The sequence below is a fragment of the Marinobacter orientalis genome, assembly GCF_004792665.1.
Classification (GTDB): domain Bacteria; phylum Pseudomonadota; class Gammaproteobacteria; order Pseudomonadales; family Oleiphilaceae; genus Marinobacter; species Marinobacter orientalis.
The window spans coordinates 31020-56476 of record NZ_SRZX01000001.1 but is presented as its reverse complement, the minus strand read 5'-3'; the positions used below and the strand labels follow the sequence as shown (position 1 = coordinate 56476).

The window sequence follows — 25457 nt, the reverse complement described above, 5'->3', positions numbered from 1 at the left end:
ATGTCCAGGAATTATCCAGTTCCGGCGGGCTTCCTGGAACGGGAAACAGAGGTCAAAAAGAGCCGTTTTATTGCCCGTGTAGCTCCGGTTTCATCCCGGGATGAGGTCAAGGCCCGGCTTGAGCAGGCCCACAAAGATCACCCGGACGCCCGCCATATCTGTTGGGCCTACCAGATCGGCCGGCCCGGAGCGGCTGCGGAGGCCGGCATGAATGATGACGGCGAGCCATCGGGAACCGCCGGAAAGCCTATCCTGAGTGTGATCCAGCATAAGGATATGGGTGATGTGCTGGTATTGGTGATCCGGTACTTTGGCGGCATCAAGCTGGGGGCCGGCGGCCTTGTCAGGGCTTACGCCGGCGCCACCGAAGCAGTGCTGTCTGCGGTGGAGCGGGTGATCCAGCCGCCAACATCGCGGGTGACAATCACCATGACCTTCGCCGATGAACAGCCGCTCAGGCACTGGTGCGAGCAGAATGAAGCACAGCTGGATCAGGTCGATTACGGTTCCCGTGTAGTGGCCGGTATCGCAGTGCCAGTGGACCGGCTTAACGGATTGTCCGAATTTTGTGATGCTCGGGGAATTGGTTACAGTCTGGAAAATTAGCAAACGTTTACCGAAACTCAGCCTGTCTGCTGTGCGTATACTGATATACAGATGATCCAAAGAGAGGAAGTTGTCACCATGAGAGTTTTCCTTGTTTCCCTGTTGGTGCTGGCATTGAGCGGATGTGCCAGCAACGTTGTAACAGATTATGATTCCGGCACGGTCTTCGGCAATTACGCCTCCTGGGCCTTTGCACCCAGGGGTGAGGGCGAGAGTTTCACTTCTCTCGACGGGGGCAGGATCGAGAGCGCGGTTGAGCGGGAGCTTAACCGCAAGTCCATGCGCAAAGTTGAGCAGGAACAGGCAGATCTGCTGGTGAACTGGCAAATTGTCGAAGAGGAACGTCTTGAGCGCGTAGGTGTTGGCCTCGGTTTTGGTTTCGGCAGCGGTAACTTTGGCTGGGGGCTGTCTTCAGCGCCGCCGGTCAGGGAAGTTCAGGAAGGTAAACTGGTGGTAGAACTGGTTGATACGGACACCGACCGCGTGGTCTGGCGCGCCGCCAGCCGCCGTTACCTGAATGAGAGCCAGTCGACCGAGACACGGCGCGAGCTGATTGATGAAGTGGTCGCAGACATGTTTGAAAAGTATCCTCCCGGAGTGTGAAACTCCGGGAGGATACCGAAGTGAATAAGAGGGTGTTATGAAAAACCATTCCGGCGGCCTGGTATTCTCCACAGAACAGGGCCGTATGTGCCCCGATTGTCGACATCCCGTTGACGACTGCATTTGTGGTGCACCATCACGCCCTGCCGGTGATGGGGTTGTGCGCGTCAGCCGCGAAACCAAGGGTCGCAAGGGCAAAGGCGTTACCCTGATTACCGGTATCCCTCTGGATGACAAGGAGTTGAAAAGTTTTGCCAAGAAACTCAAGGCCCGATGCGGAACCGGTGGCACTGTCAAGGGCGGAGTGGTGGAGATTCAGGGTGACCAGCGGGATCTGCTGGTGCCGCTGTTACAGGAGAAAGGCTGGGAGGTGAAAAAAGCCGGTGGCTGAACACGATTCCTTGATGGTGGCGGATGGCTGACACGCAATCTGTTGTTCCAGACGTTACAATGGTGAGCTTATTCAGGCGCAGGCCACGGGAGGAAACGAATGCACGTACTGGTACTGGGTGCGGGTGTTGTTGGTGTTACAACCGCATGGTTTTTGAAGCAGCAGGGACATGACGTTACCGTTGTCGACCGGCAGGGAAATGCAGGCACCGAAACCAGTTATGCCAATGGCGGACAGATCTCGGTATCCCATGCCGAACCCTGGGCCAATCCCTCCGCGCCTTTGAAAGTGCTCAAATGGCTGGCCCGTTCCGATGCACCCCTGCTGTTTCGCCCTCGTATGGACCCGGCCCAGTGGCGCTGGGCCATCGCATTCCTGCGGGAATGTACCTCTGCCAGAGCTGCCCACAATATCCGGCAGATTGTGCGTCTTGGCACCTACAGCCGCGAGCGTTTGCAGGCGCTGCGCAAGGATATCGGCATTGAGTACGATCACCTCGAGAGGGGTATCCTGCATTTCTACACCAATCCCGGAGAGTTCGAGTCTGCACTGGAGCCGGCGCGTATCATGCGGGAACTGGGGTGTGACCGCCAGGTGATCGATGCAGATCGGGCGGTTGAACTGGAGCCTGCCCTGGCACCGGTCAAACATCGGATTGCCGGGGCAACCTACACCTCGGAAGACGAGTCCGGCGATGCCCGCCAGTTCACCCAGGCACTGGCCAGCAAAGCGCAGGAAGCCGGTGTCGAATTTCTTTATGGCACTGAAGTTCTCGGGTTCGAGAATACCCGCGACCGGATCCTTGGCGTTACCGTCATTCGCGAAGGCAGGCATCAGGTCCTGCGTGCGGACAGTTACGTACTCAGCCTGGGCAGCTACAGTGCCATTCTGGCCCGGAAGCTGGGCCTGTTGCTGAATATCTATCCGGCAAAAGGCTACTCCATAACCGTACCGGTAAAGAATGAGGAGGCGGCCTTCAAAGTCAGCCTCACCGATGACGAGTACAAGCTGGTGTTTTCACGCCTGGGTGATCGCATCCGCGTCGCCGGGACGGCGGAACTGAGTGGCTATAACCGCGAGCTGAATCTTGCCCGCTGTCGGGCGATTGTCCGGCGCACCGCCGAACTGATGCCAGAGGCCGGGCACTGGGAGCAATCCGAGTTCTGGGCCGGGTTGCGGCCGGCAACGCCTTCCAATGTGCCTTATATCGGCAAAAGCCACTTTGGCAACCTCTACCTGAACACCGGTCACGGTACTCTTGGCTGGACGCATTCCTGTGGTTCTGCTGCCGCGCTGGCGGATATCGTGGCGGGACGCAAGCCGGATGTGGATTTTGCGTTTACCGGGCTTTAACAGATCCTGGCAGGTCTCAGGAGGAGGACGACGCCCCATATCCCTGGGGGAATGCGGGGCGTCTTGTCAGTGAGGTTTACTTCAACTGATCGCGGATCAGTTTCTTGTTGATTTTGCCAACACTGGTTTTGGGGATGTCCTCAACGAAATCGATCTGGTTCGGTATTGCCCACTTATTGATTTCGCCGGAGTCCACGAACTGCTTCAGGTGACTCTGGATATCTTCGAGAGTCGCTTCCTCACCAGGTTTCAGGGTTACCATGGCGTGGGGACGCTCACCCCATTTTTCGTCCGGTATACCCACCACAGCAGCTCCGGCAACCGCGGGATGCTGGCTTATCAGGTTTTCCAGATCAAGGGATGATAGCCATTCACCGCCGGTCTTGATCACATCCTTGATGCGGTCCTTGATGGTGAGCGTATGGTCAGGCTCCATGCTGGCGACATCACCGGTGTGCAGCCAGCCACCTTGCCACAGTTCCTCACCCTTTTCAGGCTCTTTGAAATAGCCCTGTGTCAGCCAGGGAGCGCGGGCAACAACTTCGCCTTTGGCCTGGCCATCATGGGGCAGAGGCTTGCCTTCGGGATCCACAATTTCAAGTTCCACCATCGGCACCGCGACACCGGTCTTCACCCGTATGGAAGTCTGCTGCTCCAGCGGCAGCTCCACATCTTCTGGCTTGAGATGTGAAGCACTGAGCAACGGACAGGTTTCGGACATACCGTAAGCGGTATACATGTTGATTCCGAGTCTTGCCCCTGCATCGCAGAGTCCCTTGGTCAGCGCGCTACCACCGATGAGCACGTGCCAGTTGTTCAGATCAGCCGTTTTGATGGATTCGGTGGCCATCATCATCTGCATGATGGTAGGCACGCAGTGTGAGAAGGTGACTTTGTGTTCCTTCAGAAGATCGACCAGCAGCTCCGGCTCATAACGACCGGGATAGACCTGTTTAACGCCCAGCATGGTGGCAGCGTAGGGCACACCCCAGGCATGAACGTGGAACATTGGCGTCAGCGGCATATAAACAGATGACGAGCGCAGTAACGGCATCTCATCAAACGCTGCCGTTACCCCTGTCATGGTGAGGGTGTGCAGCACCAGTTGCCGGTGGCTGAAGTACACGCCCTTGGGGTTGCCGGTGGTACCGGTGGTATAAAAAGTGGTGGCTACGCTGTTTTCGTCAAAGTCCGGAAAGTCGAACTCGTTGTCGGCCTTGGCCAGCAACTCTTCATACTCACCGATCGCCTCGACAGGCGCTGGCTTTGCGGTGTCGCTGTCGCTCAGCCGGATCCAGGTTCTGACGGTTTTGATTTCGTCTTTCACGCCTTCGATGATGGGAAGAAAGTCATCGTGTACCAGCACCACATCATCTTCGGCGTGGTTCATGGTATAGACAATCTGCTCCGGAGACAGGCGCACGTTGATGGTGTGCAGAATGGCCCCGATCATCGGTATGGCAAAGAAGCACTCCAGGTAACGGGGTGTGTCCCAGTCCATAACCGCAACGGTATCACCCGCCTGGACACCGGCATCCGTCAGGGCATTAGCCAGGCGATGGATGCGATCCACCAGATCGGTATAGGTGTACTTGCTGCGGTTGGCATAAACGATTTCCTGGTCCGGGTTGTAGCGGGGACCGGAGAGCAGGAGCTGCTTGATCAAAAGTGGATACTGATAGGCGTTGTCCGCCGGTGACAGGATGCGGGTCTGTGCCATAACACGGTGCCTCTTTCTCAATTGTTTAATTTATAACGAGAAGAGCCCTAAATCTGACACAGTTTTACGTCCACGGAAACCTATGAACGATAAAATAGCGCAGAACAGAAGCCGCAGGCCTGATTGGCGTGCCTGTCCCGTTCTGCGCCCTTTCTTGATGCGTGCGGGGGGTTATTCGTAGGTGCAGAGATAGGCGGTGTCGATGTCGGTCTTTGCCTTGAAGCTGGCCTGCCCGGCGACTTCAAAAAATTCTCCGGAACCGTAGGTCATCCATTCCTCCATGCCCGGCAGCAGAACCGTAAGGGCACCGCTGATGACAGTCATGGTTTCCTTTTTGCTGGTACCAAACTCATATTCGCCCGGGCTGATAACGCCCACGGTTGCCGGCAGGGTGGAGGTCTGAAAGGCAATGGACTTGGCCTTTCCATCAAAATACTCATTCACCTTTAACATGAAAGTGTCTCCTCAAAATGCCTTGGCGCACTATACGTGAAACTGTGTTGCCGCGTTATGAAAACCGGTGGCAGTCATTCTGCGTTCAGCGATCGTCTGGCGGGTCTGACTCGGGGGGTGGGGTGACGCTTTCGGGGCTACCTTCGTAGCCACTGCTCAGCTTGTGGGTTTCAGGATCATAATTCTCGCGCAGCTCATCCTTGACAGTGCCGTCCCAGAGCGAGGTGCCCATGAAGTAACCGGCCCGTCCGATGACGTGGGCGGCAACCGGAGAAGTGATCAGGATAAACACGACAATGGCCAGTGCCCTGGCGGACACAACACTGTCGGTAAAGTAAAAAGCGACACCCGCCATGGTGAACATGGCTCCCATGGCACCGGCCTTCGTCGATGCATGCATGCGGGTAGGCAGGTCTGGCAGACGCACAATACCAACGGCGGCCAGCAGCATGAAGGAAGCGCCGGCGATCAGACATATTGCTACGACAAGATCAATCATTTCTGCGCCCCCCCCTTTCCAGGAAGCGGGCGAAACCTATGGCCGCCAGGAAGGCGGTCAGGGCGATAACAATGGCCACATCCAGCAGGCTGGAAACACCGGTATCAATGGCATGGACGCCTACGTAGCCCACCACGATGGACGCAATCAGCTCAAGAGCCACAACGCGGTCGGGCAGTGACGGCCCCCGGGTCAGGCGGATGAATGCCAGCAGCAGAGCCACCGAGAGCATAAAGTAGACAATGTTGATCACAATCGGAATCACGTGCTGGCTCCTCAGCGCAAGATCTTCAGGATTCGGCGCTCAAGTTCCCTGAGATCCTGACGCAACTGTTCTTCATCCTGAAGAAACATCGCATGTATGAAAAGCACCTGGCGGTCATCCGATACGTCCAGGCTCAGTGTCCCGGGCGTCAGGGAAATTACACTGCTCAGGAACAGGATTTCGACATCGGTGTGTGCTTCGAGACGAAATGCGATCACCCCCGGTTTCATATACCAGACCGGCGTGGCAACGTCATAGGCCACGCGGACGTTGGCCTTGACCAGCTCCTTGATAAAGAACACCAGAAACGCCACCACCCTGGGAATCCGCCTTGAGTAACCTTTAAGAACGGGAACCTGCCTTTGCAGGACCATCAGTGCCAGGTAGGCAAAGAAAAAGCCGGCAATGAAATTCATGGCGGTAAAATTGCCACTCAGCGCTACCCAGGCAAGCGCCAGCATGATGTTCCAGAAGAAACCGATCATTGTTGCGCACCTCCCAGAACCGCCTCTATGTAGAGCTCAGGATTCATCAGCTGATCTGCCGCCATCTCCGCCAGTTCGTAGATGGGCTGGCCGTTCAGGCCGATATACAGGGTACAGGCTGCAAGGCCGACGACTGGCACATAGTAAGCCCACATGTGGCTTTTTTTCATGTCGCCCTTCAGGAGACTGAGGGACTTGACGTGTTCCGGTGTTTTTTTCCAGAACACCTCGGCCCAGATCTTGATCATTGAATAGAGCGTCAGCAGGCCCACCAGCAGGGCTATAGCGGTCACCACATAGGCTTCCGCTTCCAGGCCGGCGCGGATCACCACAAATTTCGCGAAGAACCCTGACAGGGGTGGAATGCCTGCCAGTGACAGGGCAGGAATCAGAAACAGCAGGGCGAGCACAGGCCGCTCTTTGTAGACGCCTCCGAGATCCTTCAGTTCATAGCTGCCGAGCAAACGGTAGACGATGCCACTGACCAGGAACAGATTGGTCTTAACAATGATGTGGTGCATGATATAAAACACGCCGCCGATAATGGCCAGCGGGGTAAACAGGGCAAGTCCGAGAATCATGTAGCCGATCTGGCTGACGATGTGGAACGACAGGATCCTGCGGAACTCGAACTGGGCGGCTGCTCCGAGAACACCGGTCAACATGGTGAGTGTGGCTGCCCATAGCAGAATGGTGTGGGTGTATTCCACATCCTGGGTAAAGATCAGGGTGAACACCCGGTACAGCGCGTAGACCCCTACCTTGGTCAGTAGCCCGGCAAACAGGGCGGACACCGCCACCTGCGGGGTGTGGTAGGAAGCGGGTAGCCAGAAAAACAGCGGGAAGGCGGCCGCCTTGATGCCGAAGGATACCATGAACATCATTGATACCACCGTGACCATGCTGGGGTCTTCCAGCGTTGCCACTTTCTGGGCGATGTCCGCCATGTTGAGCGTGCCGACGGTTCCGTAAAGCAGGCCCACCGCTGACAGGAAGATCGCGGAAGAAAACAGGTTCAGGGTGACGTATTTGATCGCCCCTTCCATCTGCGCGCGCTCGCCGCCGAGGGTGAGCAGGGCGAAAGAGGCCAGCAGCATGACTTCGAACCAGACAAACAGGTTGAAAATGTCGCCGGTCAGGAAAGACCCGGCTACCCCCGCCAGCAGCAGGTGCATTAGCGGGTAATAGCCGAATTTTTCATGTCCTCTGGGCGTGGACGCGAGGGAATAGATGGCAATGGCAAGGCCAATAATGCCCGTCAGCACGATCATGATGGCGCTGAGAATGTCTGATACAAACACGATGCTGAACGGCGCTGGCCAACTGCCCATTTCCATCACCAGGAAACCCTGTTCCATGGTGGAGCGCAGCAGCCAGACGCTGGCCGCCAGTAACAGGGCGGTAGCGAGCACGGCAAGAATGCGCTGATAGCGGACTGATCGCCATAAAGCGACGGACATGGCACCGGAAATCAGCGGGATGAGAATCGGTAAAGCGAGTTCCGGGTTCAAGTGTCCGTATCCTTCATCTGGTCAAGATCGTCGGTTCCCACTACTTCATACGCACGGCGTATGAGAACCACGGCGAAGGCCAGAACGCCGAAAGCGATAACGATGGCAGTCAGTATCAATGCCTGCGGCAGCGGATCCGCAACCGCACCCAGAGGCGCATCAGCACCTTCTGGTATCAGGGGGGGAGCGCCCCTGGTCATACCGGACACAACGAAAATGAGAAGGTTGGCGGCGTTGCTGAGCATTATCAGGCCGATGACCAGTTTGACAATGGAGCGTCGCAGCATCATGTAGATCGCTGCTGCGAAAAGGATGCCGACGACGTAAGCCATCAGGCTTTCCATAAAGGCTCTCCTTTCAGACTGAAGGTTTGGAGTGCAATGTGCTGGTTCATTCATCCGACTCCATCAGGTTGATGACAAACGTCATGATGGTGCCAAGAACCGCCGCGTATACGCCAATGTCGAAAATCAGGGGTGTCGACAGCTTGAGGTAGTTACCACCGGGAAGCGGGACTTCCCACCAGTGAGCAGTCAGCATCGGCTGGCCTGCCAGGAACGCAGGGACGGTCGAGGCAATGGCGAATAACAGCCCGGCAGCCAGCAGATCCCGCGGAGCGACGCGAAGGATGCGGCGAGTGGGCTCCGAGCCAAATGCAAAGGCGTAGAGCACAAAGGCGCTTGCCGCTACCAGTCCCCCGATGAAACCGCCGCCAGGCTCGTCGTGGCCGCGGAACAGCAGGAAGACGGAGAACATAAGCTGCAACGGCATGATAAACAGCGCAGCGGTATGCAGAATCAGGGTATTGGATTTCATGATTTGTACTGATCCTCCGCCCTCAGCTTGATCATCGACAGTACGCCCAGGGCCGCCAGTGACAGCACGAAGATCTCCCCCAGGGTGTCCAGGGCCCGGAAATCAACCAGGATGACGTTGACGATGTTGCGGCCGTGACCCAGCGTGCCGCTGTTCTCGACGTAGTAGCTTGAGATGCTCTCGAAGTACTGAACATCCAGGGCCGCAAGAATCAGCAGTGTCATCACCACGCCAGCAAAGATCGCCACCGCGAGGTCCCGGAAGCGTTCAAAGGGCGAGGACAGGTTGACGAATTCGGGCAGTCTGAACAGTACCAGCACCAGCAGAATTACCGTCAGGGTTTCTACCAGCAACTGGGTGATGCCCAGATCAGGTGCACTGAACAGAATAAAGGTAAGGGCGACACCGAAGCCAAGCACACCCATGGATGCCACCGAACCCAGGCGGGAGTGGGTAGAGCTGGCGAAGGTGGCAGCAGCAACCAGCAGAAGAGCAATGCCCCACTCATAGAAGTGGCTGTCAGTCAGATCCAGGGTTAGGTGGATGCCATGGTGGGTCAGCAGGGTGTACCCGGTGAGGCCAAAGGTCACTGCGACGAGCAGCAGCAGGTACAGACCGAGCACTCCGTTCTGCAGCAGCCGGGTTTGCCAGGCTGCGACAATGGTTATGCCTTCCATAAAGCGGAAGTAGCCGGCCTCCGGGCCAAACCGTGCGGCGTAGGTATTTATCGCGTAGAGAGCGGGCTGAAGCCGGTGCCAGCCGGACACCAGGCTCAGCCCCAGTATCAGGCTGCCGATTGACAGTACCAGTGGCACGTTGACGCCATGCCAGAGCGCCAGGTAGGTTTCTACCGGTGAGCCGAAGACGCTTCCTATCGCAGACTGAAGCAGGGCTGCCTCAGGAAGAAAAGGAGCCAGGCCGAAGATCAGTGCAATCACTGACAGCACAGCGGGACCCACCAGCATGCCGAAAGGCGCCTCATGAGGGGCTTTGGGTGTGTCTGCAACCTTGCCGAAGAAAGGCTTGATAGCCACCAGCCCGGCAACGCCAACGATCAGTACCGCTGCGGCAACAGCAGCGACGGTCAGGCCAACAGACCAGAGCGGTGCGTCCAGCAGTGACTCCAGTAGCAGTTCCTTGGCAATAAAGCCGAAGAGGGGCGGCAGTCCTGCCAGTGACAGGGCTGCCAGACAGGCAATCGCCGCGGTCACCGGCATGGTTTTTTTCAGGCCGCCCATGCGGGCAATGTCCTTGGTGCCGGTTTCGTGATCCAGGGCGCCGGCAATCATGAACAGCGCGCCTTTATACAGGGAATGAGCTACCAGGAAGCAGATAAAGGCGGTCAGGGCCAGTTCGGTGCCCACGCCGATCAGCATGGTCAGCGTACCCAGAGCCATAATGGTGGAATAGGCCAGTACTTTCTTGATACCGGTGCTACTGAAGGCCAGGTAAGCGCCAGTAAACATGGTGGCGGCACCGAACAGCATCAGTGCCTGGCTCCAGAGCGCCCCTTCGCCCAGGGACGGGTTCAGCCGCGCCATCAGATAGACGCCGGCCTTGACCATGGTGGCAGAGTGCAGGAAGGCGGAAACCGGTGTCGGTGCCGCCATGGCGTTAGGCAGCCAGAAATGGAACGGCACCTGGGCGGATTTGGTAAAGCATCCGGCAAGGATGCAGATGACCGCCCCGGTGTAGAATGCGTGTTCATGGAGCGCCAGATCCGAGGAGAGGATTTCAGACAACGAGTAGCTGCCGCCCATGATCGCCAGAAGCACCAGGCCCGCCATCAGTGCGAGGCCGCCGCCTGCAGTGACAAACAGTCCCTGAAGTGCACATTTGCGGGCTTCCATATCTTCGTGGTTGAAGCCAATCAGCATGTAGGAGGTGATGCTGGTAAGTTCCCAGAATACAAACAGTGAAACCAGGTTGTCGGAGAGCACAAGCCCCAGCATGGAAGCCATGAACGACAGCATGATCACGAAGAAACGAGCCAGGAACCTGTGCCCGGCCAGGTAGGATCCCGCATAAATCAGGATAAAGGTGCCGATGCCGCTGATCAGCAGGGCGAATACAAGGGAGAGGCCGTCGACCAGAAAGTTGAGGTTGATGCCCAGGCCCGGCATCCAGGCATATTCCATCACCAACGAACCATTGGCCTGAACGTCCGGGATCAGGCTGGCAAAGTAGGCGGTCAGGCTGGCGGGCAGTATGGCGAGTGTCCAGCCAATGTACTTTCCCGTGACCCGGTGCAGCGCCGGCGCCACGATTGCCAGCAAGAATCCTGATAACACAGCCAGTAGCATGGTTCGATTGCGCTCCGGTCAGGCATGTAAAAGTCGGCTGGGTCGCTCCGAAAATGGAGACGGACCCGCAGGAATTGCTGATGGTCCCCTGTATTCAGACGCCTGAGAGCCTATCCGACACCTTGATTAAAGGCAAGATGGTTGCAGCGCGTCAAAGTAACAGGATAGACGCTCAAATACGGTTCTGCAGGGGAGCAAGATCAACGACAAACCTCAAAGCGCCAGTGCCGCCGCTCAGAAACCCCGTCGGTCCCGATACGGCTTCTCTGGCGACCCGGAGTTTCGCGCGACAGCAATACGCTGGTTGGCCCGGCCCAGCACTTTTTTCTGCAGTCTGGTCTCCCAGTCCAGCGCGACCCTGTCAGTGGCGTTCCAGCTTCGATTGAACAGCAATTTGCTGGCTGCGACCGCATCCGGTGAGCGGCTGGCCAATTCCCGGGCAAAAGCCAGCGCTTCGGCCATCGGATCATCGCTGACACGGCTGACCAGACCCATCGCTTTTGCCTCTGTGCCACTGAATCGCCGCGCGGTCATGGTCAGCTCCTTTGCCAGGTCAATGGAAACCAGTTCGCGCAGGGTAACGGTCAGGCTCATGTCCGGGATAAGGCCCCACCTGCTTTCCATTATGGAAAACTCGCAGTCGGCGGTGGAAAACCGGAAATCGGCGCCCAGCGCCACCTGGAAGCCCCCGCCAAAACAGTAGCCGTGTGTGACGGCAATCACCGGTGCCGGCACATCCCGCCACAGGTAGCCCACATCCTGTGCCAGATTGCTGATCCTGCGGCCCGGCTTGATCAGCAGCTTGAGAAAATTTACCGGGTTTTTCGACACCGTTTTTACATCCAGCCCCGAGCAGAAGGCCTCTCCCGCGCCCGCCAGGATGATGGCGCGCACGCTACGGTCTTTCTTCAGCGTTTTGGCGGCGCCGGTTATCGCCTCAAACATGGGCATGTCCAGGCCATTGTATTTTTCCGGCCGGTTCAGGGTAACGACAGCGATGCCATCCTCGATATTGATAAGTACCCTTTCAGAGTCACCTGCGCTCATAGTGTCGGTTCCGTGTCATACATTCGTCGTAGGCCGCTATGCTACCATGTTGCCTGCTGATGAAAACGCCTTCGAAGGACAAAGGAAACCACATGCCCCCTGCCTACCCGAACCTGCTCGAACCCCTGGATCTGGGCTTCACCGAGTTGAAAAACCGCGTACTCATGGGCTCCATGCACACCGGCCTGGAAGACCGGTTCTGGAACATCCACAAGCTCGCCCGTTATTTCGCCGAGCGTGCAGAAGGGGGTGTGGGGCTAATGGTAACCGGAGGCTTCTCGCCCAACTTTGTTGGCCAGCTTTCGCCCCTGGCGTCCACCATGAATCATCGTGGTACCGCCTTGCTTCATCGCCATGTCACCAACGAAGTCCATGAGGCCGGGGGCAAGATCTGCCTGCAGTTGCTGCACGCCGGCCGTTACGGTTACCAGCCCTTCAGCGTGTCGGCTTCTGCCACCAAGGCGCCGATCACGCCCTTCAGGGCGCGCGCCCTGTCCGGCAAAGGAGTGGAGAAACAGATCAATGATTTCGTCGATGCCGCCAGGCTGGCGCAACTGGCCCGGTACGACGGCGTTGAAGTGATGGGTTCCGAAGGCTATTTCATCAACCAGTTCCTGTGCGAACGCACCAACAAGCGCAGCGACAAATGGGGTGGACCCTTCGAGAACCGTATGCAGCTACCCGTGGAAATTGTACGCCGGATGCGCGAAGCGGTGGGTCCCGAATTCATCATCATTTACCGTCTGTCGATGCTGGACCTGGTAGAGGATGGGCAGACCTGGGATCAGGTGGTTCAGTTGGGCAACGCCATCGAAAAGGCCGGCGCCACGATTATCAACACCGGCATTGGCTGGCATGAAGCCCGGGTACCCACGATCGTAACCTCCGTGCCCCGGGGTGGTTTTGCCGATGTGACTGCCAAGTTCTATGGCGAGGTGGACATTCCGGTATGCACCACCAACCGCATCAACACTCCGGAGAAAGGTGAGGAAATACTGGCGGCTGGCAAGGCGGATATGGTGTCCATGGCGAGGCCGCTGTTGGCGGATTCCGAGTTTGTCCGCAAGGCGGAACAGAACCGCAGTGACGAAATCAATACCTGCATCGCGTGCAATCAGGCGTGCCTGGACCACGTGTTCCAGCTCAAGCGAGCCTCCTGCCTGGTAAACCCCCGCGCGTGCCACGAAACCGAACTGGTACTCACGGTGGCGCCGATCAGACGCCGCATTGCCGTGGTCGGTGCCGGGCCTGCCGGTCTGGCTGCAGCTACCACAGCTGCCAGACGCGGGCACCAGGTGACGCTGTTTGAAGCTGACGGGATGATTGGCGGCCAGTTCAACTACGCCAAGCGCATTCCGGGCAAGGAAGAATTCTACGAAACCCTGCGCTACTACCAGCGCCAGATTGAAATCCTTGGTATCGAACTCAGGCTCGACACTCCCGTGGACGCGGATTCGCTGAGTGAAGCGGGCTTTGATGACGTCATTATTGCCACCGGCGTCAAACCACGGACACCGAAGATCGAAGGTATCGATCACCCGAAAGTGCTGGGTTACCTCGACGTGCTCCGCCATAACAAGCCTGTCGGCCAGTCGGTAGCAGTGATTGGTGCCGGTGGTATCGGTTTCGATGTCAGTGAGTTTTTGACCCACGATTCGGCTCATCATCCGGAAGGCGAACAGGTCAGCGTTGCCGATTGGCAGGCGGAATGGGGCGTGGATCCGCAATTTGAAGGGCCTGGTGGGCTGGCGGAGCGCAAGCCGGCATCGTCTCCGCGCAAGATCTACCTGATGCAGCGCAAGAGCAGCAAGGTGGGCGGCGGCCTGGGCAAGACCTCCGGCTGGGTTCATCGCAGCAGCCTGAAGCATCGGGATGTGGAAATGCTCCGTGGCTGCAGCTACGAAAAGATTGACGATGAAGGCCTGCACATCACCTTATCGGACAAGGACGGCAAGGTTACGGACAGAAAAGTGCTGGCGGTGGACAATGTGATTATTTGCGCAGGCCAGAAACCGTTCCGGGCGTTGTTTGATGATTTGAAAAATCGCGGAGTTCAGACTCACCTGATCGGTGGGGCGGATGTTGCGGAAGAGCTGGATGCCAAGCGGGCAATCCGCCAGGGTACCGAAGTGGCTGCCGGTATCTGATCGGAAGCGACAAATTTGGTCACATAGTGATTGTCTTTATCAGTCGGTCCCTGAGGGCAGTCAGTTACTGTTACAGTGCCTGCCTTTATCGAATGGCTTTCAGGGCCTCGCTGATGGCATCGGCTTCTGCGGACAGTACCCGGTAACGGAGGCTGTCTGCCTGCTGACTGGCCTGCAACAGCTGTTTCTGCTTCATGTCGTAGAGGCGGCTCAGCAGATCTGTTTGCTGGTTTTTCTGTAGTGCTGTCATGGTATTACCCTCCGCGGGAAACCCTGTGTCAATAATTTTTACGTTTGGCAATGGCTTTTGGCCCTGTACCTGAAATCAAGCATAACCCGGGCCAAACCGCTGTGTCGGTGCGCTAGCGTCCAAACCGCCGGCAGGATAATCCCGCCAGTCCCCATCTGCAAGCAGTGTCATTCCCAATGACACACCGGCCGGGCCTGGCGCCATCAGTCACCAGCCGCGTGGTGAATTCCCGCTGGTGGCCTTCTGACGAATACCTGCAGAAAATATTTCGAGGAAAATGGCGGATTTGACCATGATTACGTCATTAACGCCGGTTTCAACAAAAACGGCCGTATGAGAGGCTATGCGCCATAAACAGGAGACCACCAATGACAGACACCCTGATAGACCGCCGCGACCTGGCATTCCAGCTCTACGAAGTGCTCGATACCGAAAGCCTCAGTGAACGCGAACGCTTCAGCGAACACAGCCGCGACACCTTCGATGCCGTCATCGAAACCGCCGACAGGATCGCCCGCGACAAATTCGCCACCCACAACAGCGCCGCCGACAAAGACGAGCCCCGCTTTGTGGATGGCCATATAGAAATGCTGCCCCAGGTAAAAGAAGCCTTCCACGCCTATGCCGACGCAGGCTTCATCGCCGGGCGCTACGATTACGAGCTCGGTGGCATGCAACTGCCTGAATCCGTAATGTCTGCCTGTAACGGCTTCTTCACCGCAGCCAACCCCGGCACCGCAGGCTACCCCTTCCTGACGACGGCCGCCGCCAACCTGATCCGTGTGTTCGGCAGTGACCAGCAGAAAAACACCTTTCTGCCCCACATGCTCAGCGGCCGCTTCAGCGGCACCATGGCACTGACAGAGCCCCATGCCGGCTCATCACTGGCGGATATCCGCACCTCGGCGTCTCCGACAGAGGAAGGGCACTACCTGATCAAGGGCGCCAAGATCTATATCTCTGGCGGTGAGCAGTCCATTACCGACAATATCGTTCACATGGTGCTGGCCAAGATCAAGGGTGCACCACCAGGGGTGAAGGGTATCTCCCTGTTTATTGTCCCGAAAGTCATAGTCGATGAAGACGGCAACCCGAAAGAGCGCAACGGCGTGAATCTGGCAGGTCTGATTCACAAGCTGGGTTATCGTGGCACCACCTCCACCGCGCTCAGTTTCGGCGACGATGAGCCCTGCCACGGCTATCTGGTCGGAGAGCCTCACCAGGGCCTCAAGTACATGTTCCAGATGATGAATGAAGCCCGCATTGGTGTCGGCTTTGGTGCCGCCGTGATTGGCTACCGCGGCTACATGCACAGCCTTGAGTATGCCAGGGACCGCCTGCAGGGCCGCAAACCGTCGGAAAAGAACCCGCAAGCACCGCAGGTGCCGATCATTGAACATGCAGACGTTCGCCGCATGTTGCTGGCACAGAAGGCCTATAGCGAAGGCGGCGTGGCCCTGTGCCTTTACGGCGCGCGGCTGATCGACGACCAGCACACCCACCCGGACGAGCAAAAGCGGATGGAAGCCGGCAGACTGCTGGACCTGCTGACTCCGGTGATCAAGGCGTGGCCGTCCGAATACGGCCCCAGAGCCAACGATCTGGCCATCCAGGTCTATGGTGGTGCCGGCTATACCCGTGAATATCCGGTGGAACAGTGCTGGCGGGACAATCGCCTCAATCCGATCCACGAAGGCACCAACGGCATCCAGGCGCTGGACCTGCTGGGCCGGAAGATCTGGCAGGATCAGAGTCACGGCCTGCAGTTACTGATGCAGGAAATGCAGGTGGATCTGGAAGCCGCCACCACCGATCGCTGCCAGCAGTGGGCGCTTTCCCTCAGCGAAACCCTGCAGCAGGCCGTCAAGGTCACCCAGAGCCTGGGCAAGTCCCTGATGTCGGAAGATCCGGACCGCGTTCTGGCTAACGCCTCCTGCTACCTGCATCTGTTCGGCCACATTATTGTATCCTGGATGTGGCTGCGTCAGGCCAACGCTGCTGCCAGGGCGCTGGACCTGGCAAACAGTGATGACGAACGCAGTTTCTACCAGGGCAAACTGCAGGCCGCCCAGTACTTCTTCCACTGGGAGTTGCCAACCGTGGCTCAGGACCTGGTGCTGCTGAGGAATCAGGACGACACCTGCATGAACATGAAGCCGGAATGGTTCTGAAACTGGCAGACTGACCCGATCTGAACCAGACTGTGGGCATGCTCCGGGTTGTCGCTGTATGCGCCTGCGCCGGGGCATTTTTTCTGTCCCGTCTGTGCCTACAGGGAAAACCTGCCATGACGTCCGGACCTGTTTCTAACGCTTACCAGCCCGTACGCTGTGAAATTCACAGTCTGCTCAGGGAATATCTGACCTCATCCAGGCTGGCTGAAGTCGTCTACCGCGATGACGCCGGCCAGATTCAGACCACCCACGATATCATCCGGGACCTGTTCAGCAGGGCGGGCCAGGAATTTGTTTTGCTGGGTCGTGGGCATATGATCCGGCTGGACCACGTACTGACTCTCGATGGCAGAAAAGTGGCTTGTACTGATTGATATCAGCAGGTTGTTGCTTTTCCTAAACTATTGTTGCTACTAACAAAAACGTAATCAGCAGGTAATTGTGCCGGGGTTGCCCGTGGCCGTAGACTAGTTGTTGCTGTTTTCACACGCCAAACCAAAAAGGAATATGGTTATGAACAAGCTGACACTGAGCGCACTGGCTCTGCTGATGACGCTGGGCCTCGCGGCCTGCAGCCAGGACGACAACGAAGGCGCAGATTTCGAGGAAGCCGGCGATAACGTCGAGGATATGGCGGACGACGCCGGTGATGCGGCCGAAGAAACCTACGAAGACGCAACCGGCCAGAATGACAGTGCCTGGGACGAAACCAAGGATGCTGCCGGTGACGCTGCTGAAGAAACCGGTGAAGCAGCTGAAGAGGCTGGTGAGGAGATCGGGGAAGCTGCTGAAGAGGCAGGTGATTCCATGCAGTAAGGTCTTCCGACCTTTATCGGGGTTAGCGATAGCCTCGAATAGTCGCATAGCCGGCAAAAAGCCTGCCCCTGAGGGAGCAGGTTTTTTTTGGCCTGTAAAAAAACGTTAAAGAAACTGACTTCTGGCTGTCCGCAATCTGTCACTTGTGGCTTCGACAATGGGTTCTCGGCAACACCTATAAACCACCTGAGAGAGACAGGACCATGGCAAAGCATGACCTGGATCCGGACTATCTGGATCCCAATTACGAGCCCGTTGTAAACCACTCTGATAACACTTCCTTTGCGCACGTGCTGCAGGCACGAATGCAGCGACGTACCCTGATGAAAGGCAGCGTTGGCGCGGCTCTTGCCAGCGTCATGGGGTTAGGTCTTGCTGGCTGCGGCAGCGACAGCAACAGCAACGATAGTGCCACGACGAGCGGGAATGCCTCTGCAACAGATCTGGGTTTCAGGGCTGTCCCGGTATCTTCAGAGAACCGGGTTGTGGTTCCGGAGGGTTATTCTTCCCGGGCATTTCTGCCCTGGGGCACGCCGATTACCGGTTCTTACCCTGAGTTCAAGGCAGACGCATCAAACTCCGGGGCCGATCAGGAGCAGCAGGTTGGCATGCATCATGATGGCCTTCATTTCTTCCCGATTGATCAGAAGGCTGGAGGTAACAGTTCCAGCGAAGGTCTGCTGGTGATGAACCATGAATATATCAACCAGAAGGCACTGCACCCTGATGGCCCGACCAGGGCTGCCGATAACGGTGGTGTTCGTCCGGCCGATGAAGTCCGTAAGGAAATTGCCGCCCATGGCGTGTCGGTTGTGCACATCAAGCGTGACAGCGAAGGCACCTGGGACATCGTCTTTGGAAGCCCCTTTAACCGACGCATTACCGGTAATACCGGGATGGATATCCGCGGACCGCTGCGCGGGTACGGAAAGCTTGTCACCAAATACAGTGCTGATGGCACTGAAACCCGTGGCACTGTGAATAACTGCGCCATGGGGCCAACACCATGGGGAACCTATCTGGCGGCTGAGGAGAATTGGCACGGCTATTTCAGGAATGCCGATACCGACCGTCCACGCGAACAGACACGCCATGGTGTCGATGATACATCCCGATATGACTGGGAACTGGCCGACAATGGTGCTGACGAATATGTGCGCTTCAATATAACGCCGAAGGGCGACACCGCAACAGCCGATTATCGCAACGAAGCCAACACCTACGGTTACATGGTAGAAATCGATCCGTTTACTCCCGAAAGCAAGCCACAAAAGCGCACCGCTCTTGGCCGCTTTGGGCACGAAGGCGTCATTTTCGCGCCGGTCAGGGAGGGTGAATCGGTGGTCTGTTACTCCGGGGATGACTCCCGGTTTGAGTACATCTACAAATTCGTTTCGTCCACGCCCTATTACGCAGCGACTGCCGGCGGTTATCTGCTGGACGAAGGCACCCTGTATGTTGCGCGCTTCAACGAAGATGGCTCGGGTGACTGGTTGCCGTTGTCATTGGATGACGCCGGATTTGCCAACAAAGTGAGGTCTGCTGTTGGCACGACGGTTGGCAGCGTCGATTTCGATGGTTTTGAAAACCAGGCCGATGTTTTACTGAACACCCGTCTTGCTGCTGATATTGCTGGAGCGACCCCGATGGATCGCCCTGAGTGGGGTGCTGTGGACCCCGATTCCGGCCAGGTCTATTTCACCCTGACCAACAATTCCCGACGCACCGAAGAGCAGGTGAACGCTGCCAACCCGAATGCAAATAACACCACAGGCCATATCATTCGATGGAGCGAAGAGGGCGACAATCATGCTGCCAGCCGTTTTGACTGGGATATCTTTGTATTCGCTGGTGAGCAGGGTACGGAAACCGTTGTTGATGATCAGGTTATTGTTTCCCTGACCGATGACAATATCTTCAACAGCCCGGATGGTCTGTGGTTCGACTATAACGGCCGTCTGTGGATACAGACTGACGGTTCGGATGCCGCACCATACCAGAACAACATGATGCTGGCCGCGAACCCGGAGACCCGTGAAATCAGGCGCTTCTTTGTCGGGCCTGTCGGCTGTGAAGTAACTGGCGTAGTCACCACGCCGGATGTGAAGACCATGTTCGTCAATATCCAGCATCCACGTTCCGACTGGCCTGCCGGCACTGAGGGCGATCATCCACGTGACTCGACCGTAATTATCACCCGCGATGACGGTGGTGTTGTGGGCGCCTGAGGCGCCAGGATCGCCGGTCGGACCTGAACGCAATCCGGATTCTTCTGCCTGGAAGTCTCCGGATTGCGTTTTTTTGTTTCAGATTTGTAGCTGCCTGCCGTAAAGCAATTGCGGTGAACTAAAGTAGCAGTTATTAATACAGGCCAATTCATTACTCTCACGGATGATCGTCAATAAAGATGTATTCATTAATAATGATAATAACGAGGTATCCATGGGCTTTCTCAGTCGACCAGTTCTTTTCATCGGGGCATTGGTTGCCGTTGTTGTCACCATCACAGCCACGCTGGGGGCGCCTTTGATAGGACTGGACAGCTCGTCCGTTCTGATTGGCCTGATCGTTGGCCTGGTGGTTGCCACGGGCTATCTGGTATTGCGGATACTGGAACCGGTAGAGCGCGCAATCAGACAGTTGAATGCAGGGGAACTGTCTGACGATAGCCCCCTGGGGCAGCAGTGTGCAGGTCTTCTTGCCGAGGCAAAAGCCGGCCGAGCCCTGATTGAGGCGCTGTCCGGCAGTGCCGACAAGAGTGCGATTTCCGCTGCCCAGGTATCTTTTGCAGCAGACCAGTTAAAGGTTCGCCTGGACCGTCAGGTCACTGAAACCTCCCAGATGGCTGAGTATGCCGGTCAGATTACGGACAGTGTGCGTGAATCCGCCCAGCAGGCCACTGATGCCGCGACCATGGCCCTGCAGAATCGTCAGGTGAGTACCGAAGGCCGGGAAGCGCTGACATTTGCAATAGAGAGTGTGCGGGCTGTGCATGAGCAGTCCGGTGAGAACCTGAGGCTGATCCAGGAGCTGAACGAAAAGTCCAACAAGATCCAGGGAGTCACCACCACCATCCAGGGAATTGCAGAACAGACCAACCTGCTCGCCCTGAACGCGGCCATTGAAGCGGCCCGTGCGGGAGACCAGGGCCGTGGGTTCGCAGTTGTTGCCGATGAGGTCAGGCAACTGGCCGGTCGAACCGCGCAGGCAACCGGTGAAGTGGCAGAAACACTTCAGGAAATAAGGTCTGACACCTCGCTGATTGTTTCACGGATTGAAGATCTTGCCAAAAGCGTGGAGACCGGCCTGGAATCCGTCGAGAGTGTTGGTGAGCGCCTGGATCAGATCCGTGATCAATCCGACCGCGTCCAGCAGCAGGTGGCACGTATTGCTGAGATTGACCAGAACAACGAACAGAGTCTGCAGCAGGTGTCTGGTGCCATTGAAACGGTTCGCGACCAGATCACCGAGAGCGATTCAAGTGTGGCCTCCCTTGCCCAGCAGGCGGCGACCCTGATGGAGCTGGCGGAAGAAGCCAATGCTGCGTTCGCACTGAACAGCGATGAAAGCTATCACCGGGCTTTCTATGATCAGGCGCGACAGGGAGCGGACCGGATTGGCCAGATCTTCGAGCAGGCCGTTGCTGACGGACAGCTGTCACAGAACGCGCTCTTTGATAACAAGAGGGAACCCATAGCCAATACCGATCCCCGGAAATATTCAAGCAGTTATGACCGGTTCACGGACCAGCAGCTGCCGTCTGTGCAGGAATCGGTAAAGGCGGCCCACCCGTCCATGGTGTATGCAATCGCTTCAGCGCCAGATGGCTATGTGCCCACCCATAACCGTGAATTTGCCCATGCTCCAACCGGCGACCCGGAAGTGGACCTGGTGAAGAGCCGCAGCAAGCGGTTGTTCAACGACCGCACCGGCGCCCGTTGTGGCTGCCATACCCAGAGTATGCTGCTACAGACCTACCGTCGGGATACCGGAGAAATCATGCACGACCTGTCGGTTCCGATCTACGTGAATGGCAGGCACTGGGGCGGGTTCCGCCTGGGTTACAAGCCGGAGAGTCACTGAACGCCCCGGTTTTCAGGCCCGGGTGCTGTGATACACTTTCCCGCACGCAGTAAAAGGAGAGCCCCTTGTCCGAGCCTGAATATATCCCCGCAGACGATGACCCGCTGGCCCGCCGTGAGGAGCCCGGTCGCAACCTTGCAGTTCTGGTCTATATCCTCCAGGCGTTATCATTTTTCGTGGGGGGAATCACCGGCCTTGCAGGCGTTATCATCAACTACGTCAAGCTTGATGATGTCAGGAACACCTGGATAGAGCCGCATTTCCGCTGGCAGATCCGTACCTTCTGGATAGGACTGTTATGGACCGTTGTCGGCATTGTGACCACGCCCCTGATCATTGGCTGGTTTGTACTGCTGGGCATATCCATCTGGATCATTTACCGCATCGTTAAAGGGGCACTGGCCCTGAATGACGGCAAAGCCCCTTTGTAACGGCGAGGTTTCAGGTATCGGTGACTTCCTTCAGGCGCATGGCACTGAGCGTTCCGGCCAGCCCCATCAGCCCCAGCACGAGAACTACCGCCACCTCTGAAATCAGCGAGATAACTGCGGTCAGGCCGCCGGTGGCCAGTAGCAAAAAGCCGATGACGGTGTTGCTCACCGCCGTGTAGTCCGTTCGTTTGTTACCACCTGCCATATCGACCAGATAGGTTTTGCGTCCGAGGCGCACACCTGCGTGGGCAATGCTCAGCACGAAAAAAGCAATGGGGTAGAACCAGACACTGCCGATGCCGGTGCCAAACACTACAGCAGTCACGCCGACCCCCAGGCAAATCCCGCTGGCCATGGCACCGCCGCGAATCATCACCTTCCGGCTTGAGGTGTCTGCGGCCCAGCCCCAGAAACTGGCGCTGAGTGAGCTGGCCAGGCTGCTGGCCAGCAGGAAAACTCCCAGCATCCAGCCGATATCAGACGCTTTCTGAGCCAGAACCACGAAGTAGGGGGCTGCCAGTGCAGAAGAGAGCAGCAACGCCCGGGTAATCACAAAGTCCCGGAACGGAACGTCATCGCGCAGCAGGGACAGGCTGCTGAGCGCTTCGTTGATGGCATTCCCGCCGCCACCGGTTTCACCTTCATATTCCTTTACCCCGGAAAAGAGCAGGCCGGCAATAACCCAGAGTGCCGCCGCCAGCAGCAACAGGACGGTATAAAAGGCGATTGCCGGATCACCCCGGTCCCAGAACAGCAGAACGGTAAGAATCACGGTAGCGGTGCCGCCGATGGTAGACGCCAGTCCGGAGAGCCGGCCGCGCCGGGTTTTCGGAATGCACTTGCCCTGAACATCCTTCATTGATACCGAGCAGAATCCCCGCGCCAGTGAAAACGCGATAAGCGAAGCTATGATGCCGCCACCGGCAGCGTAACCCTCCAGAAACCAGACGCTTGCCGCCATGCCCACAACACTGGCTGCCTGGCCGAAGCTCCCCAGCGTCCAGAACCACTTGCGAACCGCCCGCCGCCGAACCCAGGCCGCGATGACCATTTGCGGAACCATGGAGCCGGATTCCCGGATAGGTACCAGCCAGGCAACCAGGGCCGGGGCACCCACGGCGCTCATTACCCACGCCAGTACGGTTTTCGGACTGATCAGCAGGTCACCCAGTTTGGTCAGCACGTTGCTGGCAAGAATCAGAAAGAAATTGCGGGGAACTTCCTGGCAGGCCTCCTCCGGAATATCCTTGCAGACCCGAGCGTCTTCCTCATTGGCGATCAGGCTGTAGAGCTGATCAATGGCATCTCTTTTGGGCATGGACTGTTTTGTGGACAACGGTTGTCCTCCGGGAAAGTGAGCACAAAATCATACCAGCTGATTCTGTTCGGCTTAAATAGCGGGTTACGGGAAGGGTGGCATTCCAGACCATCCTGCGGCCTAATAGTCGCGAGTTCCGAACACACAGGAAACCCGATGCTGAGCTATCTACACGCCTTCCACGCAGGCAACTTCGCCGATATACAGAAACATGCGGCTCTGGCCCTGACGCTGACGATGATGCAGTCGAAAAAAACCGGCATTGCCTGTTTTGACACCCATGCCGGAAGCGCCATCTATGATTTGCGCAGCGAGAGGGCCCGTAAAACGGCAGAGGCTGACCGGGGCGTACAGAGACTGTGGAAGGCTCGTGACCAGCTTCGGGCCGACGACTGGAAGCCCGTTCTGGACGTTCTGGAACAGTTCAATGCCGACGATGCGGAACTGGGCATTTACCCGGGCTCACCGGCCTGGTTCCGGCATTTTCTTCGTCCCGGAGATGATCTGACCCTGTTTGAGCTCCATCCTTCTGAAAGTGAACAGTTGGCAGACTGGGCGTCTGCGGGCCGGGTCCGCGTTCTCCGACAGGATGGCCTGGCCGGGCTGCTCAGCCAGTTGCCTCCGAAACAGCCTCGCCTTCTGTCACTGATCGATCCGTCCTATGAAATCAAGTCCGACTACATAGATGTTGCTCAAGCCCTTGGAAAAGCGTGGCAAAAGTGCCGGCATGGGATCTATCTGGTCTGGTATCCGGTTTTGACCAGTGGCTTTCAGGAGCAGTTGAAAGAGGCTATCAGGGCCACCGCTGTCCGTAAGGTGCTGTGCAGCGAGGTGCATCTTCGCACGCCCCCGGAAAGAGGCATGACCGGCTCGGGGATGTTGGTGGTCAATCCGCCCTGGGGTTTTGATCGCAGGCTCACTGCGATGATGGACGACGTCGCCGGTAGAGACTGTCTTGATATTACATTAATGATGGACTGGCTGGTTGCTGAATAGCGTGATCAGCCTGTCTGGTCAGGTGCCGGGAACTTCTGACTCCGCCTCATCGACCATTTCGATGAGTTGTTCCAGAATCGCTTTTCCCCGGTCGCCTGCAATGCGGGCAAAGGTGTCACGAACCGGGAGGCTGGCTTCGCGGAACCGGTCACGCTCTTCCTCTGTCAGTTCGAGGGTTCGAATATCGCTGTTTTGCCGGATGGTCTCAAGGCGGCTGGCATTGAGTTCTGCCTGGACTTCGTAGACAAGCGGTGCAACCTCATCCAGTGCCTCCTCAAGCCAGCGTTTCTGGTCTTCGGGAAGGGCATCAAACCACTCCTTGTTGGAAACCACCGAGGTGACGAACTGGGCTGGCCTTGCGAACGTCATGGTGCTCTGGACTTCGTAAAACCCCATCTCCTCAATGGCAAAAATGGGGTTGGCCTGCCCGTCAAGACGGCGTAGCTGGAGATCGCTGTATACCTGGGAGAAGGGTGCCGGGGTCGGATTGGCTCCGTAGGCCTTGTAAGCTTCAGCCGCAATTTCCGACGTCATGGTACGGAATGCGAGTCCGTCGAAATCGGCGGGCGTCTTCAGGGGTCTGTTTGCAGTCCAGACCATCCAGCCCTCGGGCACAAAGCCGAGGAGTTCAAGATGCTGTTCCTCGTAGGGCTTGCTGAACTGTTGTACCAGCTCGTCGCTTGCCAGGATATTCCGGTTTACAGTCTCGTTGTCCGACAGCAGGAAGTGGAGAGTAAAGACACCGGTTTCAGGAATGACGTCCGCCAGATGGCCGGGTGAGGCGAAGGCCAGGTGAACTGACCCTTCCCGTGCCAGGTCGGTCAACTGTATGGACGTTCCGATCGAGCCGTAAGGAAAAATGTCGATAAGGATATTGCCGTCCGCAATGCCTTCGATACGCTCTTTCAGCTCCAGCGCGTAACGGTGCTGGACGCTGCCTTCAATTTCTTCCAGCGCAAACCGCCAGGTCACCGGGTAGGTGGGCTTTGCACCTTCATTTTCTGTGGTTGCGGTCGGGGAAGGGCTGTCTGAGCAGCCTGCCAATAGCAGAATGACCATTGCAAACAAGGGGGTCTGCCAATGGCAAAGTGTTCGCATTTCCTGTCTCCGGGCACTGTTAACTGATGCTTTTGTGCAAGGTACCACAATACGCCGGCACAGTGGTTGTCCCTGCCTGGAGGCACAACCAG

Annotated in this window: 24 protein-coding genes and 1 pseudogene; 12 read left to right on the top strand and 13 right to left on the bottom strand. The window is 57.2% G+C overall.

Going from position 1 to position 25457, the window contains the following annotated elements; genetic code table 11:
- The 4 genes and pseudogenes from DIT72_RS00275 to DIT72_RS00260 all read left to right on the top strand — a co-directional run.
- Positions 1 to 606, top strand: coding sequence for a YigZ family protein (locus tag DIT72_RS00275; protein WP_135953221.1), 606 nt, complete (start codon positions 1 to 3; stop codon positions 604 to 606).
- Between the two features lie 78 nt (positions 607 to 684).
- Complete coding sequence (locus DIT72_RS00270; RefSeq protein ID WP_135953220.1) at positions 685 to 1209, top strand: DUF4136 domain-containing protein; 525 nt, start codon at positions 685 to 687, stop codon at positions 1207 to 1209.
- A 37-nt stretch (positions 1210 to 1246) separates the two neighbouring features.
- Entirely contained in the window at positions 1247 to 1600 is a 354-nt protein-coding gene (locus DIT72_RS00265) for a translation initiation factor Sui1 (protein ID WP_135953219.1), read from the top strand.
- A gap of 96 nt (positions 1601 to 1696) precedes the next feature.
- Positions 1697 to 2953, top strand: a pseudogene (locus tag DIT72_RS00260) (D-amino acid dehydrogenase); the annotation flags it as partial.
- 76 nt (positions 2954 to 3029) lie between these two features.
- On the opposite strand, the gene DIT72_RS00255 reads toward DIT72_RS00260, so the two are convergent.
- The 10 genes from DIT72_RS00255 to DIT72_RS00210 form a co-directional block, all read right to left on the bottom strand.
- Positions 3030 to 4673 (bottom strand): fatty acid--CoA ligase, encoded by a 1644-nt coding sequence (locus tag DIT72_RS00255; RefSeq protein ID WP_135953217.1) that lies wholly within the window; start codon positions 4671 to 4673, stop codon positions 3030 to 3032.
- Between the two features lie 171 nt (positions 4674 to 4844).
- Positions 4845 to 5126 carry a pyrimidine/purine nucleoside phosphorylase gene (gene ppnP, locus DIT72_RS00250; RefSeq protein WP_135953216.1) on the bottom strand — a complete coding sequence of 94 codons (282 nt, stop codon included), beginning with the start codon at positions 5124 to 5126 and terminating at the stop codon, positions 4845 to 4847.
- Positions 5127 to 5211: 85 nt separating this feature from the next.
- Positions 5212 to 5625: a monovalent cation/H(+) antiporter subunit G gene (gene mnhG, locus DIT72_RS00245; protein WP_135953215.1), complete on the bottom strand. Its 414-nt coding sequence runs from the start codon at positions 5623 to 5625 to the stop codon at positions 5212 to 5214.
- Positions 5618 to 5890: a monovalent cation/H+ antiporter complex subunit F gene (locus DIT72_RS00240; protein WP_135953214.1), complete on the bottom strand. Its 273-nt coding sequence runs from the start codon at positions 5888 to 5890 to the stop codon at positions 5618 to 5620. Before DIT72_RS00240 ends, mnhG begins: the two co-directional genes overlap by 8 nt.
- Before the next feature lie 11 nt (positions 5891 to 5901).
- Positions 5902 to 6375, bottom strand: a complete 474-nt coding sequence (locus DIT72_RS00235; protein ID WP_135953213.1) for a Na+/H+ antiporter subunit E — start codon at positions 6373 to 6375, stop codon at positions 5902 to 5904.
- Positions 6372 to 7886, bottom strand: coding sequence for a Na+/H+ antiporter subunit D (locus DIT72_RS00230; protein ID WP_135953212.1), 1515 nt, complete (start codon positions 7884 to 7886; stop codon positions 6372 to 6374). The genes DIT72_RS00235 and DIT72_RS00230 overlap by 4 nt, the downstream gene beginning before the upstream one ends.
- Positions 7883 to 8230, bottom strand: coding sequence for a Na+/H+ antiporter subunit C (locus tag DIT72_RS00225; protein ID WP_114613915.1), 348 nt, complete (start codon positions 8228 to 8230; stop codon positions 7883 to 7885). The genes DIT72_RS00230 and DIT72_RS00225 overlap by 4 nt, the downstream gene beginning before the upstream one ends.
- Positions 8231 to 8276: 46 nt before the next feature.
- The gene (locus DIT72_RS00220; RefSeq protein ID WP_114613916.1) at positions 8277 to 8702 is read right to left on the bottom strand and encodes a Na+/H+ antiporter subunit B; all 426 of its coding nucleotides are present in this window, start codon (positions 8700 to 8702) and stop codon (positions 8277 to 8279) included.
- A complete protein-coding gene (locus DIT72_RS00215) occupies positions 8699 to 11005 on the bottom strand; it encodes a putative monovalent cation/H+ antiporter subunit A (protein ID WP_135953211.1) in 2307 nt (768 codons plus the stop codon). Before DIT72_RS00215 ends, DIT72_RS00220 begins: the two co-directional genes overlap by 4 nt.
- A 234-nt stretch (positions 11006 to 11239) precedes the next feature.
- Positions 11240 to 12052 (bottom strand): crotonase/enoyl-CoA hydratase family protein, encoded by an 813-nt coding sequence (locus DIT72_RS00210; RefSeq protein WP_135953210.1) that lies wholly within the window; start codon positions 12050 to 12052, stop codon positions 11240 to 11242.
- 92 nt (positions 12053 to 12144) lie between these two features.
- Between DIT72_RS00210 and DIT72_RS00205 the strand changes: the two genes are divergently transcribed.
- Complete coding sequence (locus tag DIT72_RS00205; protein WP_135953209.1) at positions 12145 to 14199, top strand: NADPH-dependent 2,4-dienoyl-CoA reductase; 2055 nt, start codon at positions 12145 to 12147, stop codon at positions 14197 to 14199.
- A gap of 85 nt (positions 14200 to 14284) precedes the next feature.
- Here DIT72_RS00205 and DIT72_RS18245 read toward each other — a convergent pair whose 3' ends face one another.
- The gene (locus DIT72_RS18245; RefSeq protein ID WP_168354991.1) at positions 14285 to 14449 is read right to left on the bottom strand and encodes a hypothetical protein; all 165 of its coding nucleotides are present in this window, start codon (positions 14447 to 14449) and stop codon (positions 14285 to 14287) included.
- Positions 14450 to 14817: 368 nt separating this feature from the next.
- Between DIT72_RS18245 and DIT72_RS00200 the strand changes: the two genes are divergently transcribed.
- The 6 genes from DIT72_RS00200 (at position 14818) to DIT72_RS00175 (ending at position 21953) form a co-directional block, all read left to right on the top strand.
- Positions 14818 to 16620 (top strand): acyl-CoA dehydrogenase, encoded by a 1803-nt coding sequence (locus tag DIT72_RS00200; protein WP_135953208.1) that lies wholly within the window; start codon positions 14818 to 14820, stop codon positions 16618 to 16620.
- Positions 16621 to 16736: 116 nt separating this feature from the next.
- A complete protein-coding gene (locus DIT72_RS00195) occupies positions 16737 to 16997 on the top strand; it encodes a hypothetical protein (RefSeq protein WP_135953207.1) in 261 nt (86 codons plus the stop codon).
- Positions 16998 to 17136: 139 nt separating this feature from the next.
- Complete coding sequence (locus DIT72_RS00190; protein WP_135953206.1) at positions 17137 to 17439, top strand: hypothetical protein; 303 nt, start codon at positions 17137 to 17139, stop codon at positions 17437 to 17439.
- Positions 17440 to 17642: 203 nt separating this feature from the next.
- The gene (locus DIT72_RS00185; RefSeq protein ID WP_135953205.1) at positions 17643 to 19667 is read left to right on the top strand and encodes a PhoX family protein; all 2025 of its coding nucleotides are present in this window, start codon (positions 17643 to 17645) and stop codon (positions 19665 to 19667) included.
- 214 nt (positions 19668 to 19881) lie between these two features.
- A complete protein-coding gene (locus DIT72_RS00180) occupies positions 19882 to 21522 on the top strand; it encodes a methyl-accepting chemotaxis protein (protein ID WP_135953204.1) in 1641 nt (546 codons plus the stop codon).
- Positions 21523 to 21587: 65 nt separating this feature from the next.
- A complete protein-coding gene (locus DIT72_RS00175; RefSeq protein WP_135953203.1) occupies positions 21588 to 21953 on the top strand; it encodes a DUF4870 family protein in 366 nt (121 codons plus the stop codon).
- Between the two features lie 10 nt (positions 21954 to 21963).
- On the opposite strand, the gene DIT72_RS00170 is transcribed toward DIT72_RS00175, so the two are convergent.
- Positions 21964 to 23271, bottom strand: coding sequence for an MFS transporter (locus DIT72_RS00170; RefSeq protein ID WP_135954673.1), 1308 nt, complete (start codon positions 23269 to 23271; stop codon positions 21964 to 21966).
- Positions 23272 to 23427: 156 nt separating this feature from the next.
- On the opposite strand from DIT72_RS00170, the gene DIT72_RS00165 reads away from it, so the two are divergent.
- Positions 23428 to 24267, top strand: coding sequence for a 23S rRNA (adenine(2030)-N(6))-methyltransferase RlmJ (locus DIT72_RS00165; protein WP_135953202.1), 840 nt, complete (start codon positions 23428 to 23430; stop codon positions 24265 to 24267).
- A gap of 18 nt (positions 24268 to 24285) precedes the next feature.
- On the opposite strand, the gene dctP is transcribed toward DIT72_RS00165, so the two are convergent.
- A complete protein-coding gene (dctP, locus tag DIT72_RS00160; RefSeq protein WP_135953201.1) occupies positions 24286 to 25365 on the bottom strand; it encodes a TRAP transporter substrate-binding protein DctP in 1080 nt (359 codons plus the stop codon).
- Positions 25366 to 25457: the final 92 nt, after the last annotated feature.

What these genes read in the sequence shown, in the direction of transcription:
- DIT72_RS00220 (WP_114613916.1), bottom strand. Translation starts at nt 8,702, where the DNA reads ATGAAATCCAATACCCTGATTCTGCATACCGCTGCGCTGTTTATCATG.
- DIT72_RS00265 (WP_135953219.1), top strand. Translation starts at nt 1,247, where the DNA reads ATGAAAAACCATTCCGGCGGCCTGGTATTCTCCACAGAACAGGGCCGT.
- DIT72_RS00275 (WP_135953221.1), top strand. Translation starts at nt 1, where the DNA reads ATGTCCAGGAATTATCCAGTTCCGGCGGGCTTCCTGGAACGGGAAACA.
- dctP (WP_135953201.1), bottom strand. Translation starts at nt 25,365, where the DNA reads ATGCGAACACTTTGCCATTGGCAGACCCCCTTGTTTGCAATGGTCATT.
- DIT72_RS00225 (WP_114613915.1), bottom strand. Translation starts at nt 8,230, where the DNA reads ATGGAAAGCCTGATGGCTTACGTCGTCGGCATCCTTTTCGCAGCAGCG.
- DIT72_RS00170 (WP_135954673.1), bottom strand. Translation starts at nt 23,271, where the DNA reads ATGCCCAAAAGAGATGCCATTGATCAGCTCTACAGCCTGATCGCCAAT.
- DIT72_RS00255 (WP_135953217.1), bottom strand. Translation starts at nt 4,673, where the DNA reads ATGGCACAGACCCGCATCCTGTCACCGGCGGACAACGCCTATCAGTAT.
- DIT72_RS00195 (WP_135953207.1), top strand. Translation starts at nt 16,737, where the DNA reads ATGACGTCCGGACCTGTTTCTAACGCTTACCAGCCCGTACGCTGTGAA.
- DIT72_RS00180 (WP_135953204.1), top strand. Translation starts at nt 19,882, where the DNA reads ATGGGCTTTCTCAGTCGACCAGTTCTTTTCATCGGGGCATTGGTTGCC.
- DIT72_RS00190 (WP_135953206.1), top strand. Translation starts at nt 17,137, where the DNA reads ATGAACAAGCTGACACTGAGCGCACTGGCTCTGCTGATGACGCTGGGC.
- DIT72_RS00235 (WP_135953213.1), bottom strand. Translation starts at nt 6,375, where the DNA reads ATGATCGGTTTCTTCTGGAACATCATGCTGGCGCTTGCCTGGGTAGCG.
- DIT72_RS00165 (WP_135953202.1), top strand. Translation starts at nt 23,428, where the DNA reads ATGCTGAGCTATCTACACGCCTTCCACGCAGGCAACTTCGCCGATATA.
- DIT72_RS00270 (WP_135953220.1), top strand. Translation starts at nt 685, where the DNA reads ATGAGAGTTTTCCTTGTTTCCCTGTTGGTGCTGGCATTGAGCGGATGT.
- ppnP (WP_135953216.1), bottom strand. Translation starts at nt 5,126, where the DNA reads ATGTTAAAGGTGAATGAGTATTTTGATGGAAAGGCCAAGTCCATTGCC.
- mnhG (WP_135953215.1), bottom strand. Translation starts at nt 5,625, where the DNA reads ATGATTGATCTTGTCGTAGCAATATGTCTGATCGCCGGCGCTTCCTTC.
- DIT72_RS18245 (WP_168354991.1), bottom strand. Translation starts at nt 14,449, where the DNA reads ATGACAGCACTACAGAAAAACCAGCAAACAGATCTGCTGAGCCGCCTC.
- DIT72_RS00215 (WP_135953211.1), bottom strand. Translation starts at nt 11,005, where the DNA reads ATGCTACTGGCTGTGTTATCAGGATTCTTGCTGGCAATCGTGGCGCCG.
- DIT72_RS00185 (WP_135953205.1), top strand. Translation starts at nt 17,643, where the DNA reads ATGGCAAAGCATGACCTGGATCCGGACTATCTGGATCCCAATTACGAG.
- DIT72_RS00200 (WP_135953208.1), top strand. Translation starts at nt 14,818, where the DNA reads ATGACAGACACCCTGATAGACCGCCGCGACCTGGCATTCCAGCTCTAC.
- DIT72_RS00205 (WP_135953209.1), top strand. Translation starts at nt 12,145, where the DNA reads ATGCCCCCTGCCTACCCGAACCTGCTCGAACCCCTGGATCTGGGCTTC.
- DIT72_RS00210 (WP_135953210.1), bottom strand. Translation starts at nt 12,052, where the DNA reads ATGAGCGCAGGTGACTCTGAAAGGGTACTTATCAATATCGAGGATGGC.